This window comes from Affinundibacterium seohonense, assembly GCF_014284305.1.
Classification (GTDB): Bacteria; Pseudomonadota; Gammaproteobacteria; order Burkholderiales; family Burkholderiaceae_D; genus Undibacterium; species Undibacterium seohonense.
Genome location: NZ_JACOFW010000024.1, coordinates 1 through 13,673, shown reverse-complemented (window position 1 = coordinate 13,673; position 13,673 = coordinate 1). Strand labels below are relative to the sequence as shown.

Annotated in this window: 11 protein-coding genes; 5 read left to right on the top strand and 6 right to left on the bottom strand. The window is 44.0% G+C overall.

The annotated features are described in order from the left end of the window. Positions 1–172: 172 nt before the first annotated feature. Positions 173–1,027 carry a patatin-like phospholipase family protein gene (locus H8K52_RS16955; RefSeq protein WP_425507556.1) on the top strand — a complete coding sequence of 285 codons (855 nt, stop codon included), beginning with the start codon at positions 173–175 and terminating at the stop codon, positions 1,025–1,027. 3 nt (positions 1,028–1,030) lie between these two features. Here the strand turns inward: H8K52_RS16955 and H8K52_RS16950 are convergent, their stop codons facing one another. From H8K52_RS16950 to H8K52_RS16940, 3 genes are all read right to left on the bottom strand, one after another. Continuing rightward, the gene (locus tag H8K52_RS16950; RefSeq protein ID WP_186924096.1) at positions 1,031–1,546 is read right to left on the bottom strand and encodes a C40 family peptidase; all 516 of its coding nucleotides are present in this window, start codon (positions 1,544–1,546) and stop codon (positions 1,031–1,033) included. Between the two features lie 186 nt (positions 1,547–1,732). After that, entirely contained in the window at positions 1,733–2,974 is a 1,242-nt protein-coding gene (locus tag H8K52_RS16945; protein ID WP_186924095.1) for a polyhydroxyalkanoate depolymerase, read from the bottom strand. Positions 2,975–3,147: 173 nt separating this feature from the next. Beyond that, a complete protein-coding gene (locus H8K52_RS16940) occupies positions 3,148–4,212 on the bottom strand; it encodes an Hpt domain-containing response regulator (protein WP_186924094.1) in 1,065 nt (354 codons plus the stop codon). Positions 4,213–4,537: 325 nt separating this feature from the next. Between H8K52_RS16940 and H8K52_RS16935 the strand changes: the two genes are divergently transcribed. Together H8K52_RS16935 and H8K52_RS16930 are read left to right on the top strand one after the other, a co-directional pair. Then, on the top strand, positions 4,538–8,839 hold the full coding sequence (locus H8K52_RS16935) for a response regulator (RefSeq protein WP_186924093.1): 4,302 nt from the start codon (positions 4,538–4,540) through the stop codon (positions 8,837–8,839). Between the two features lie 52 nt (positions 8,840–8,891). After that, positions 8,892–10,019 carry a response regulator gene (locus tag H8K52_RS16930; RefSeq protein WP_186924092.1) on the top strand — a complete coding sequence of 376 codons (1,128 nt, stop codon included), beginning with the start codon at positions 8,892–8,894 and terminating at the stop codon, positions 10,017–10,019. A 71-nt stretch (positions 10,020–10,090) separates the two neighbouring features. Here the strand turns inward: H8K52_RS16930 and H8K52_RS16925 are convergent, their stop codons facing one another. Then, the gene (locus tag H8K52_RS16925; protein WP_186924091.1) at positions 10,091–11,167 is read right to left on the bottom strand and encodes an NAD(P)/FAD-dependent oxidoreductase; all 1,077 of its coding nucleotides are present in this window, start codon (positions 11,165–11,167) and stop codon (positions 10,091–10,093) included. Between the two features lie 91 nt (positions 11,168–11,258). Continuing rightward, positions 11,259–11,582 (bottom strand): ferredoxin FdxA, encoded by a 324-nt coding sequence (gene fdxA, locus H8K52_RS16920; RefSeq protein WP_186924090.1) that lies wholly within the window; start codon positions 11,580–11,582, stop codon positions 11,259–11,261. 260 nt (positions 11,583–11,842) lie between these two features. On the opposite strand from fdxA, the gene H8K52_RS16915 reads away from it, so the two are divergent. Continuing rightward, positions 11,843–12,832, top strand: a complete 990-nt coding sequence (locus tag H8K52_RS16915; protein ID WP_186924089.1) for a 2-hydroxyacid dehydrogenase — start codon at positions 11,843–11,845, stop codon at positions 12,830–12,832. 83 nt (positions 12,833–12,915) lie between these two features. Here H8K52_RS16915 and H8K52_RS16910 read toward each other — a convergent pair whose 3' ends face one another. Continuing rightward, entirely contained in the window at positions 12,916–13,170 is a 255-nt protein-coding gene (locus tag H8K52_RS16910; protein ID WP_186924088.1) for an acyl-CoA-binding protein, read from the bottom strand. Positions 13,171–13,435: 265 nt separating this feature from the next. On the opposite strand from H8K52_RS16910, the gene H8K52_RS16905 reads away from it, so the two are divergent. Beyond that, on the top strand, positions 13,436–13,673 hold a 238-nt coding region (locus tag H8K52_RS16905), incomplete at its 3' end, for a transposase (protein WP_186924087.1).

The window sequence follows — 13,673 nt, the reverse complement described above, 5'->3', positions numbered from 1 at the left end:
TCTTATCTTCACTCAAGCTTTCATTCTTTCCTTAGTGCGTCCTGTGCAGGAAACGACTCCTCTAAATTCCCTTAAAACTATCATGCACAGTCTGCTCGCTGGCTCATCACGTTTTTTTATTGCGTTATTTCTTGTGTCTGCTGTTTTGCTCGGGTGCGCAAGTTCGCCTCCGATGGCGACACCAGCTAGTAAAGCAATTACCAAGCTCGATTTACCTTTGCAACAAAAACCTTTAAGGCCAGTTCGGATCGGTTTGGCGCTTGGTGGCGGTGCCGCACGTGGGTTCGCGCATATTGGCGTGATCAAAGTCTTGGAGGCGCAGGGTATCGTTCCTGATATAGTCGTTGGTACTAGCGCCGGTAGTGTTGTTGGCGCTATGTATGCTGCTGGCAATAATGGTTTCGTCTTGCAAAAGATGGCGCTAGATATGGATGAGGCAACGATATCAGATTGGTCCTTGCCTTTTTTTTCCAAAAGTAGCGGTGTATTAAAAGGCGAAGCGTTACAAAATTACGTGAATAAAATGGTAGGTCAGGCATCGATCGAAAAGCTCAAGAAACCTTTCGGTGCCGTAGCCACTGATTTGAACACCGGAACACCTATACTTTTTCAAAGAGGCAATACGGGTTTGGCAGTGCGTGCCTCTTCTTCCGTGCCAGGTGTTTTTCAACCTGTCAAAATAAATGACAGGTTTTATGTTGACGGTGGACTGGTGTCGCCAGTACCGGTACGATTTGCCCGTGAAATGGGCGCCGATATCGTGATCGCGGTCAATATCTCATCCGCACCAGAGGGCCAGGCTGCAACCAGTTCTTTGGAGGTCTTGATGCAAACTTTCACCATTATGGGGCAAAGTTTAAATCAGTTTGAGTTGAAAAACGCTGATATTGTGATTAAACCAGACCTGCCAAGCATGAAGGGTAATGATTTTAATGGAAGAAATCTGGCGATCTTGGCGGGCGAAAAAGCGGCGTTGTCAGTGATCGCCGAGCTAAAGGATAAAATTCGCGTCTTTCAAGAGAAGTGAACCTTAGTTTTTCGCTTCCACTTCATTGATGCGGCGCGCTCCATTGAAACGTTTTTTCCAATAGGCGACATTCATACTTTCTATGCGTACTTTTCCACCGGCAGATGGTGCGTGGATAAATTGGCTATCTCCCAGGTAAATCCCGACGTGGGAGAAGCTTTTTTTGAGTGTATTGAAAAAGACCAAATCACCTGGTTTGATATCTTTCGTATCTATCTTGTCACCTTTGTTACTGATTTCTTTTGCTGTTCTTGGTAGTTCAGTCTCGTTGGCATTCTTAAAGACAAAGCGCACAAAGCCACTGCAATCAAGACCATTCTCTGGACTATCCCCGCCACGTTTGTATTTGATTCCAAGCAAACTCATGGCATTGATTGTGAGATCCGAAGTGCGATCGCGTAATTCTTTAAATGCTGAAAATGTTTTTGAGTTTTCTGCTGGCGTCTCTAATTGCGCGAAGGCACTATGCCAACAAAAACATAAGCTCAGAAACGTGATGACAGGCTTGACTTTTTTCATGTATTTTTAAACAGGGATTGATTTTTTACGAACCTGCCGTAGACAACTTTAGCGGGTAATCAAGCAATCTTGTTTTATGTAAAAAGTGAGTATAGCCTAGAATAAACGGGAGAGTCTAATTTCGCCCATCCTTTAAAAGCAAAAAGAGCGGAGAAATCCGCTCTTTTTACGTTGACTTTATTAAAGTTACGCGTGTTTTTCCATAAAGGCTATGACTTTTGGGCACACGATTTCACGCCATTTACGGCCAGAAAAAATACCATAGTGACCGCAACCCGGTGCGACAAAATCTTGCTTCATGCTCGGTGGAATATTGGAGCAAAGGTCATGCGCAGCCTGAGTTTGGCCAGTGCCTGAAATGTCGTCTAATTCACCTTCGACGGTGAATAGTGCGACCGTTTTGATATCTTGTGGACGTACTAATTTACCTTGTACCTCCCACGTTCCGCGCGGAAGACTGAATTCTTGAAAAACGGTCTTAATCGTTTCTAAGTAGTATTCGGCAGGCAGATCGAGCACGGCGTTGTATTCATCATAAAATTTACGATGCTGTTCGGCAGACTCATCATCACCTTGTACTAAATGCTGATAAAAATCCCAGTGGCTCTGTGCATGTCGATCTGGATTCATCGCGACGAAACCTGTGTGCTGTAAGAAACCTGGATACACTTTACGCCCGAAACCAGGATAATTCGCTGGCACATTGTAGATAACAGAATTTTCAAACCAAGAATATTTTTTCTCAGTTGCCAACGTGTTGACTTGGGTCGGAGATTTGCGAGCATCGATTGGTCCGCCCATCATGGTCATCGTTTTTGGCAGTGCAGGATCATTCTCGCTCGCCATTAGGGAGATCGCAGCCAATACAGGTACGGTGGGCTGGCAAACTGAGATGACATGTAAATCAGGGCTTAAATGACGAATGAATTCTTGGACGTAATAAATATAATCGTGTAGATGAAACGCGCCAGCCGATAATGGCACCATGCGTGCATCGATCCAATCAGTGATATACACATCGTGAGTCGGTAACAAGCTACGAACCGTGTCGCGTAACAATGTTGCATGGTGCCCAGAGAGTGGAGCAACAATCAACACTTTTGGTTGATCTAGTTTCAACGCCTTAAGCTTCGCATCCGATAGATTTTTCTTGAAGTGGATGAGTTTGCAAAATGGTTTGGAAATCGCCAGATCTTCTTGGATCTCGACTGTTTGTTCACCGATTTTCGTAAATTGAATATTGAATTCTGGCTTCTCGTATTCTTTGCCTAAGCGAAATACGAGCTCATAAGCTGCCGCCATTCTTTGCGAATACGGTGTGTAGGCTAAAGGTGAAATCGGATTCGCAAACAGTTTTGAGGAAGCTTCTGCCCATTTGGTGAGAGGATTCAAAAACGAGCGGTTTAATTCATGAAGTTGATAAAGCATGTTCGCATTTTCCTGGTTGTTGACGGAATTGCTTCCCTGTTGCGAGAGTTTTTTGAATTGACGCAAAGGACAAGTTAGATTCTAGTATAACGCTAAATTATTGCACTGCGGCATAAATATATTTTTATACGAGTTAATTGTGAAATAAGCATTTCACTTTGATTTCTAATTGCTCATTGGCGTGATTGCATTGACTTTAACTTTACGATTGCGAGGTCAAACTCGTAATCTTGAATGGTCTTCGACAGAATTTCGAAGTCATTGTTAGCGGTCATGCTGTTCAATTCTGAGGCATGTTGCTGAAAAAAATCTACGGCATCCGGGTTGGCTGACTCCAATAGCTCCAAGAGAGTTTCTATACACTTGGACGGCGAGTTATTTACTGCTGTAGCGCTGTCAGGCGCAATTGATATTTCTACCTGCGTATCAAAAAAAATGACCAGCTCTTTAATGGTGGCATCAAGGTGATTCGCGATGGATTGCAGATAGCCGTTACTGTCTTGATTACTTAGGACGATTTTTTTTGCATTTTCTAAAACCATTTCGAAATGCGCGATATCGTCCGCCAATTTGTCTGCAGCAATTGTTGCAGCAAGTCCTTTTAGGGTATGCAACTGGCGTTTGCATTCATCGCTGAACAGATCACTTTGGTTGTAGTTGCGAATTTTGAATAGGGTCAATGTATGGGAGTCACAAAAGCGTTTTAATAGCTTTAAGTATAGTTGAAGATTATTCCCAGATAGCTGCAGACCGCGCACGGTATTGATCGTCTTCAATTTTGCAAAGACTGAGTCATTCGATGAAAAACCGCTACCTACGACTTTGGCTTGTCGTGGAAAAGCGTCTTCTGGTTTCAACCATTTGCTCAGTGTTGCATTCAAATTGTCGGGATCAAATGGCTTGCCGAGAAAATCTTGCATTCCTTCTTGGGCGCATTGTGCCTTCGTCGTCTCTGATGTATGCGCGGTGAGTGCGATGATGGGTATATGATCAAATTGTCGATTCTTGCGAATGACTGTAGTGGCTTGATGACCATCAAGCACTGGCATTTCGAGATCCATCAAAATTAAATGATAAGTGTCGTTCGGCTTTGCAAGCAGTTCTTCGATTAACTGTTGACCATTATTTGCTGTTGTCGCGAGATAGCCCGCATCCGTTAAAAGTTCAACGGCAAGCTCTTGATTGAAGTCGTTATCTTCAGCAATTAAGATATGCTTTGGTGTAGGTGCGGTGGTCAATTTATTTTTTTGAAATTGGTGGTGCCGTCATTGTGATCGAATGCGAATAGTTGGCTTTGCAAGCGCCAGAAAATTACCTGAGCTCTGTCGAAGATTTAAGCATGCGCAAAATAGTCATGTCAAATTGTATTGGTACTCTCTGTGCTATTTGATTTGAAGATGTGATCAAATACTAACTGAATGTTGTATAGGTTTGTTTTGATTTCTGTATTTTTATGCTTCGTGCTGCCATTCATGTATTTATTACTTCAATCACGCTAAAATCAGAGGCGCATCGGCGTTTTTTGATTTTTCATCGGTATCAACACTCAGAAAAAATTTGGACATGCACGGATCTACTATTCAAAATAATAGCGACTGGATCGAGCAATCATTAAATGGACTAGATGTACTTCGTGATTCTATTGTCGATGGCCGCGCTGTGGCGACGGCCTTGCGTGAAGAGGCGCGTCTGAACAGTGATGAGTTATTGTTTGCCTCAGCTGAGCTGATTGATGCTTTTGCCTTTTACTTTCAAAATGATTTGGAGCGAGCGGTCCGTGCTTTTGAGGCTTTATCGCAGCAGTTTGATGCGTGTGGGCAAACTGAGGGACGCTTTCTCGCTGATACTGGTCGGATCATTGTTCTGAGAAAAATTGGTGAAGTTCAAACGGCCTTTGTACTATCTGAACAAAAAATTATTCCAAATCTCGATGTTGTTGGCTCTCGATTAGCCGCACTGGCGCTCAATATTGTCGCGATCCTTTGTCAAGAGCGCGGGGAAACAATGCGGGCGATCCGTTATTTCTATCGTGCACTTGATGAAGCCAAAAAAATAAATGCTGTGAGTCGAATCGCTCAGATCACCGCGAATCTTGGTGAGGTGCTATATGTCACTGGCAATGCTGCCGATGCAGAAGAATTTTTAAAAATTGCTTGTGAAATTGCGCCTTCATCTTCTGAAAAATGGCTTTTGCCATTTAGTTCCACCATGTTAGCTTTATGTAAGATTGCTTTAGGAAAGTTTGATGAAGCCTACCAAACAATCGCTCACTACATAGAAAACGAGCATGTTTATGCAGAACATATCAATTCTTACCGTTCGTTCTATTTGTCGGTAGCGGCATATACTTTGGCGATGCGTGGGAACCTACAAGAGGCAATGAGTTTTAGTGAAAATGCCTTAACGTCGATGGACATGATAGAGGACCCCCATTTAAAACCCTATATACGTTGGGTCAATGGCTTTTTGCATAGACGATTCGGGCAATACGATCAGGCGATTATCCAGCTCCGGCAGGCCGTCGATGAATTGGGTGATAGCGGTTATCAGCATTTGCCCCTATGCGCGATCAACGAACTTTCAGAAATTTACGCAGAACTCGGGCAATGGCAAGCTGCTTATATTGAACAAAAACGCTATCAGGCTTCCTTTATGCATGTAAGGGAGCACGCAAATCGAGTTCAAACGGAGAACCTAAGGATCCGCAACGAATTTAAGGAAGCCGAACATGATAGGCGTCTCAATGAACTCATGACTTTGGAGCGAAAGAATCTCGCAGATGAGTTGCAGCGCATGTTGACGGAGCGCGAAACGATTCTCGAAAACTCTATCGTCGGTATGATTTTCCTCAACAGTCAAGGGCGTGTGCAATGGGTAAATACGCCTTTGTGCCAAATATTTGGTGTGGAGCGTGATCAGGTCTTGGGTGCTTCTCTTGAGCCATTTTATGCGTCACGCGAGAGTTATTTGGCAAGTGGTGCTGCGGTTAGTCAGGCGGTGTTGCTAGGCAAAGCGTTTGAGACTGAATTGCAAATGCGGCGCAGTGATGGGCGTTTGTTCTGGGTTCAATTTTCTGGTCGAGCGGTGAATAAAAGCGATTTGTCTTACGGTACCGTTTGGGTAGTAATGGATATCTCGGCACGCCGTCAACTCGAAGATGATTTGCATAAGTCGGAATACAACTATCGACTTCTAATCGACAACGTGACAGAGGGAATTGTTGTCGTACAAAATGCGCAAATCGCTTTTGCCAATCGTCTGATTCAGACCTTAACGGGTTATAGCCACGAAGAGTTGATCGGCTTATCTTTTACTTCTTCTATCTACAGTGAGGATGTGCCCGTCGTAACCGAGCGCCATCAGCGTCTTTTGCGAGGTGAATCCGTCGAGCAGTATTATCAAATACGATTAAAGCACCTTACGACTCTGCAACTTATATGGGTCGAGATATCGTCAGTCTTAATCGAGTGGGAAGGGCAGCCGGCAACATTGACTTTCATCTCGGATTTAACGCAACGAAAATTGCTTGAATCGCAGTTGAAAGAGAGTACGGATGAACAGATGCGTTTGCAAACCTTGCAGATGCAAAATGAGTTGAAGGTTTCTGAACTTGCGCGGCGCCACGCCGAAGAAACGACGGAAGCAAAGTCCTTGTTTCTTGCGAATATGAGTCATGAAATTCGTACCCCAATGAATGCAATTATTGGCATGGCACACCTGGCGTTGAAGACGGAATTAACGGTCAAGCAGCAAGATTACGTCGAAAAAATTCATAAAGCCGGTTTGTCGTTAATGGGAATTATTAATGACATTTTAGATTTTTCAAAAATTGAAGCTGGAAAGCTCGATATTGAAGAAGTTGAGTTTGATCTCGACGAGGTTTTCAATAGCGTCGCAGTTGTTACTAGCGAAAAAGCAGAACAAAAAGGTTTAGAGTTTTTGTTTGATATTGGTGAGGATGTGCCAACGCGTTTGAAGGGGGATCCGCTTCGTTTGGGGCAAGTTTTGATTAATCTGGTGAACAATGCGATCAAATTCACAGAGGAAGGTGAAGTTTGCCTTCAATGCAGCATAAGTGAGTCTGTGAGCCTTGATAGTGACGCTAAACGAATAAGATTACGATTTGATGTTCGAGACACCGGGCTAGGTATGAGTGAGGCACAATCATCCAAGTTATTTTTGCCCTTTAGTCAGGGGGATGAGTCTACGACGAGAAAATTTGGTGGTACTGGTTTGGGTTTATCGATCTCAAAAGGCATGGTCAATTTAATGCATGGTGAAATCTCCTTGCGTAGTCAAATTGGGGAGGGGACTATCGTAAGTGTTGAAATTCCATTTTCATTTGTGGAATCTGCTCCAGTTGATATTAATCGAGAGTTGTTTGATCAATTTAATGTGTTGGTGGTTGATGATCATCCGCATGCTGCGAAAGTGCTCAGAGCAAAATTAGACATGTATGGAGTCAGAAGTAGTATGGCGCAATCAGGCGAGGAAGCACTTGCGGCTCTTACCGAAGCTGAGTCTGAAAATCGACAGTTTGATGCGATCTTTGTCGATTTGCATATGCCATACATGGATGGCGCAGAATTGATTGCTCAGATTCGCCAGAAACCGTTTCGGCTTTTGCCTAAAATTGCCTTAGTGGGAGCGACTGCGCGCGAGAGTTTGAATTATCGTGAGGAGGCTACAATTACGGATGCCTACTTGGATAAACCTTTCAATTCCTCAAGTGTGTTTGATTGTCTTGTGAATATGTTTTCCTACCATCGCCACTTTAATGCTGCGAGTTCGTTGCATGGCGCATTTAAGTGCAGAAATCTGCACGTACTTTTAGTGGAAGATAATTTAGTTAATCAGCAAATTGCAAAAGAGTTGTTAGAGGCCGCAGATATTGTCGTGGATGTCGCTATAAATGGACGAATTGCAATTGAGCGATTATTGTCTTTGGATGCGACCTACTATGGCTTGGTTTTGATGGATGTACAAATGCCTGAATTGGACGGACATGAGGCGACGAAACTGATTCGTCAGCACCCTCAATTTCAGGAGTTGCCTGTTGTCGCTATGACGGCGCATGCGCTGTTGATTGAACGCGAGAAGTGTTTTGATTCAGGAATGAACGCGCATATTGCCAAGCCAATTAATCCGAATGAGTTGTATCAAACGGTGGCGGATTGGTGTAGTTCCTATGTGGTTGCAAATACAGATCATCGCATTGTTGCGAACTCTACCGCGACCGATAAATCATTGAACATACAAGGGGTTGATACGCGCTTGGGTTTAAGTCGCACCATGGGAGATCGGCAACTTTATTGTAAATTGCTCAGATTATTTGTGATGGATCAACGGACCGCGATCAATCAAATTCGCGATGCAATGGTAAAGGCCGATTATAAAACCGCAGAAAGGATTGCCCACACATTGAAAGGTGTGTCTGGCTTGATCGGTGCCGATGTTCAACTTCTTGCAGCAAGAATTGAATCACAAATTGAAGGTTTGATTCCATTTGAGCAAATTAGTAGTTTATTAGATAGTGCAGAGCGACAATTGCAGGCAACTATCGAGGCGATTGAGTCGAGTCTGCAAAATGAACCGGCAGTGTCTGATTTGGGAGCCTTAGTCGGCGAATCAAAGCAATTGTCCACCGTCGAGGTTTATCAAAAATTAAAAATTTGTTATCGGTTGGTGGCCAGTTACGATATTGACGCAATGGAATTGCTGAATGATTCGGTTGAAGAATTAAATATAGCATTTGGCTCGGACGTACAAAAACAGATTATGCGAGCTGCTTCCCAGTATGATTTTGATGTTATTCAGTCGATTATGAAAGGGAATGCCCATATGATAGGAATGAGTCTCGAGTAATTCATTAGATGAAGAAATTGAATTGATGCTGCAATTTATTTTAGGGTGAAATATGAACGAAGCTCACGACCAGAATGCTAAGCAAGTGATATTGATTGTCGACGATACGCCTGACAATATCACCTTGCTTTCAGCACTCTTAAAGGACAAGTACAAAATTAAGATTGCGACCAATGGACTTAAAGCTTTACATATTGCATCCATTGAGCCAAGTCCGGATTTGATTCTATTGGATGTGATGATGCCCGAAATGGATGGTTATGAGACTTGCCGTCGATTAAAGGACAATCCGCAGACTCATCAGATACCTGTCATTTTTTTGACTGCCAAAAGTCAAGTTTCCGATGAGGAAATGGGTCTAAGACTAGGTGCAGTTGACTATATCAGCAAGCCAGTAAGCCCACCCATCGTGCTGGCGAGAGTGGCGACACAATTGAACTTGGTGCGGGCGCGCAATCTTTTGCAGGACCAAAATAAGAATTTGGAGGGCTTAGTCAAGGATCGAACACTCAAGCTGGCAAAGATGCAGGATGCGATCATTATGGCGATGGCTTCACTTGCCGAGACTCGCGATAATGAAACAGGAAACCACATTCGCCGAACCCAAAACTATGTTGCTGCACTTGCCCGGCAGCTAAAAACCGTGCCGCGTTTTTCAGCAGAGTTAACGGACGAGAATATAGAATTATTGTATAAGTCAGCACCTTTGCACGATATTGGTAAAGTTGGTATTCCCGACAATATTTTATTGAAGCCGGGTAAGCTGACATCGGAAGAATTCGAGGTTATGAAGCTGCACACGAATTATGGTCGTGAGACGATTTTATCCGTTGAACGCTATCTGGGGGAAAGTAACGAATTTCTTAGATTTGCTCGCGAAATTACTTATTCTCACCAAGAAAAGTGGGATGGCTCTGGTTACCCAGAAAATTTATCTGGGGACGCGATCCCAATTTCTGCTCGTTTGATGGCCGTTGCTGATGTTTACGACGCTTTAATATCTCGACGTGTGTATAAGCCGGCGTTCAGCCATGAAGAAGCAATAGATATCATGCGTAAAGGACGTGGAAGTCACTTTGATCCAGATATCTTAGATGTATTCCTCAAAATTACCGATGAGTTCAAGGAAATTGCAATGCGGTATCAAGAGAGCGAAGGTGGTGAAACTGAGGTTTTTTGATATCGTTGCCTGAAACAAAAAAGCGCAAGAGAATTTCTTTTGCGCTTTTTTGTTTTTGATGATCGAAATATTTAATCAAATACTGGTGACTCAACACCCAAGATCTTATGCAGTTTTGGTGATGTCGTGGTGTACTGCATGTGGATTTTCTTTTCAGGGAAAATATACGGTGCTGCACCAAACGCTGCCAATGCGGCTTCGTGGAAACCCGACAAAATCAATTTTTTCTTACCTGGGTAAGTATTGATATCACCAACTGCAAAAATACCAGGCACATTGGTCTCAAATTTCTCAGTGTCCATCACTTTCAGCTGCTTGCGTTCGATTTCCAAACCCCAATCGGCGATCGGGCCGAGTTTTGGTGATAAACCGAAGAATACCAACAGATCATCAAGTGGCAAGCGACGTGTGACGCCATCTGCACCAGTCACTTTGATCTCTGCCAATTTGTCGTCTTTGGTTTCTATGCCAGTGACTTGACCGATGATCAATTGCATTTCGTAGTTGTCGCACATTTCCTTCATTTTGGCGACAGAAGCGGGTGCTGCACGGAAGTCATCGCGACGGTGCAATACGATGACGGACTCCGCTTTACCAGCTAATGCCAAAGCCCAATCTAACGCAGAGTCGCCACCACCGCAGATGACCAAATTACGACCTTCAAAACGGCTAGGGTCTTTTACACGATAGAAAACTTGTGAACCTTCAAAAGCTTCAATACCTTCAACTTTCAAAGTACGTGGCTGGAAAGAACCCACGCCAGCTGCAATGAAAATAGTCTTGGTGATGAACTTGGTACCCATAGACGTTTCAAGGTCAAAGCGACCATCAGCGCGACGTTGTACCAAGGTGACTTCTTGATTCAAGTGGAAAGTCGGCTCAAATGGCTCAATTTGCTTGAGTAAATTGTCGGTCAATTCTTGACCAGTGCAAACTGGAACAGCTGGAATATCATAAATTGGCTTGTCAGGATATAACTCGACACATTGACCACCAACGACTGGGAGAGAGTCAATAACGTGTGCTTTGATTTCGAGTAAGCCAAGTTCAAAGACTTGAAACAAACCAACTGGACCCGCGCCGACGATGACTGCATCGGCCTCGATCACATTGTTTGTTGTTATTGCTGGATTTGATGTATTGTCCATACGACTTTATATTCTTTAGAAAATTAGGCAAATCGATTCCACCGAATCAATGTGCCGATCACGCAAAAATTAAATGATTGCAAAGAAGCGATTAACGCTCAAGATATTGCAATTTATCTTTCACATCTTTCCACTCGTCGGCATCGGCCAGAGGGGCGGTTGTCTTCGTGATTGAAGGCCAGCTGCGAATCAAATCAGCATTGATTTTGATGAATGGCATCTGATCTTGCGGCACATCTTCTTCTGCATAGATCGCATTAACCGGGCATTCTGCAACACAAACTGCACAATCGATGCACTCATCTGGGTCAATTACAAGGAAATTCGGACCTGCACGGAAGCAGTCCACTGGGCAAACATCAACGCAGTCAGTATAACGGCAACGGATGCAGGATTCGGTCACAACGTGGGTCATAACAGGCCTATCAATAAAAAAATCGGGGGTGAAGCGCTACTGGAAAAATCGATGTAGCTGCAAAGCCTTGTATTTTAAGGCAAATCGTCTCAACTCACAATTGCGGCTTAGATAAAATTAGCATAAGTAAATGTAGTTTCCGGCAATCGGTCGTCTCGATGTAGTGCTTTTGAGTTGGGATGGATGAGTCGCGGTGTATGCTGTTGATCGCCGTATAATTGGTTTGTCGTCCTATATTCTGCTTTGTTAATGCGAGATCTATGAATACTTCTAAACCTAAACTACTGGTGGCCCGAGCGATGTTTCCAGAGGAGTTGTTTCGTTTGAATGCGTATTTTGAGCTTGAGTTAAATCCAGATGATCGTATTTTCTCCCCTGAGGAGTTATGTGATAGGTTGCAAGGCAAATTTGGCATGATTTGCACCTCAAGTGCAAAAATCAGTGCTGATCTATTGTCAAAACTGCCCGAATTGAAAATTGTTTCAACCATCGCTGTCGGTTACGATAATTTTGATTTGCAAGCATGTACGAGCCATCAAGTGATGGCAACTAATGCACCTGATGTCTTGAATGAAACCACCGCAGATTTCGCTTGGGCTTTAATGATGGCAACTGCACGCCGGGTGACTGAAGCAGAGCATTTTCTTCGTGTGGGTGAATGGAAAAAGTGGGGTGTAGATCTATTTGTTGGTGCCGATATTCATGGATCGCGTTTGGGAATTTTGGGAATGGGGCGTATTGGGCAGGCAATTGCGCGTCGTGCCTCCGGTTTTGGCATGGAAGTGATTTACCACAATCGCAGCCAACTTAGCCCTGCGCAAGAATCAGCGGCGCATCATGCGCGGTACGTCGATAAAGAGACGTTGCTGCGTGAGGCGGATCATTTGATTTTAGCATTACCCTATTCGCCAGAAGCGCACCATATTATTGGAGAAGCTGAGCTGGCGAAAATGAAGCCTAGTGCGACATTGGTCAATATTGCTCGTGGTGGAATTGTGGACGATACGGCCTTAATTCGGGCTTTGCGAGAAGGAAAAATTGCTGGAGCGGGATTAGACGTGTTTGAAAACGAACCGCGTTTGCATCCTGACTTTTTAGGCTTGAAGAATGTCGTATTGACCCCGCATATTGCCAGTGCATCAGAGCGCACCCGTAGGGCTATGGTGAATCGAGCGATCAAGAATGTTATTGCCGCCGTGCGCGGCGAGGTGCCGCCGGATTTGCTGAATCGGGATATACTTGGACACTAAGATTGGGGGGCAAGAAACAAAACAGGCACTAACATTTCTGTTTCGTGCCTGCAGCAAATTCAGATAGAGAATCTCTAAAAAGATTAGTCTTTAAGAGATTCGATCAGGTCAATATATTCCTGCATTGCTGCATCTTTCGAGGTGCCATTTAACTCGGCCCAAGCATCAAATTTGGCGCGTGCAACAAAATCGGTCATGCCTGGACGATCACCGCTGGCATCGCCAGTGCTGGCTTGTTTGAAGAGTGCATAAATTTTCAATAACGTCATATTGTCAGGGCGTTCCGGTAAGTTTTTGGAATCAGCCTGAGCTTGATTAAATTGGTCGACGAGGCTCATAAAATCTCCTGTTGCTGTAAATGGGGAATAGGGAGAAGCTCTAAATGCTATTTTCAATCGCATTTGACACTGCCTTGCTTCTGTTTTCTAGCTTAACAGTATTATCACAGCCTTCCTATAGAAGATTCCCTCAAACTGAAAGTCATCTTCGTGCGCTACGAATATCTGATAAAAGAAAAAAGCGCCAGAAAATTCTGGCGCTTCAGACTGCTGACAAACCCCAAAAGGCCTCGCCAAGTGCGAGGTCTTTTGGTTTAATAGCGGCATGCTAAAAACACCGACACCTTTCCAACACGAATTAGAAATGGTCACCTTGGAACAACTGGTTCCGAAAGACCACCTGCTTCGTTTAATTGATCGTCACATCTCCTTCGATTTCATCCGTGAACGCACTCAAGCGCTTTACTGTGCCGACAATGGTCGTCCCGCGTTTGATCCGGTTTTGCTTTTTAAGATGCTTTTTATTGGCTACCTGTTCGGCATCCGATCCGAGCGCCAAATTG

What these genes read in the sequence shown, in the direction of transcription:
- H8K52_RS16955 (WP_425507556.1), top strand. Translation starts at nt 173, where the DNA reads ATGGCGACACCAGCTAGTAAAGCAATTACCAAGCTCGATTTACCTTTG.
- H8K52_RS16950 (WP_186924096.1), bottom strand. Translation starts at nt 1,546, where the DNA reads ATGAAAAAAGTCAAGCCTGTCATCACGTTTCTGAGCTTATGTTTTTGT.
- H8K52_RS16945 (WP_186924095.1), bottom strand. Translation starts at nt 2,974, where the DNA reads ATGCTTTATCAACTTCATGAATTAAACCGCTCGTTTTTGAATCCTCTC.
- H8K52_RS16935 (WP_186924093.1), top strand. Translation starts at nt 4,538, where the DNA reads ATGCACGGATCTACTATTCAAAATAATAGCGACTGGATCGAGCAATCA.
- H8K52_RS16930 (WP_186924092.1), top strand. Translation starts at nt 8,892, where the DNA reads ATGAACGAAGCTCACGACCAGAATGCTAAGCAAGTGATATTGATTGTC.
- H8K52_RS16925 (WP_186924091.1), bottom strand. Translation starts at nt 11,167, where the DNA reads ATGGACAATACATCAAATCCAGCAATAACAACAAACAATGTGATCGAG.
- fdxA (WP_186924090.1), bottom strand. Translation starts at nt 11,582, where the DNA reads ATGACCCACGTTGTGACCGAATCCTGCATCCGTTGCCGTTATACTGAC.
- H8K52_RS16915 (WP_186924089.1), top strand. Translation starts at nt 11,843, where the DNA reads ATGAATACTTCTAAACCTAAACTACTGGTGGCCCGAGCGATGTTTCCA.
- H8K52_RS16910 (WP_186924088.1), bottom strand. Translation starts at nt 13,170, where the DNA reads ATGAGCCTCGTCGACCAATTTAATCAAGCTCAGGCTGATTCCAAAAAC.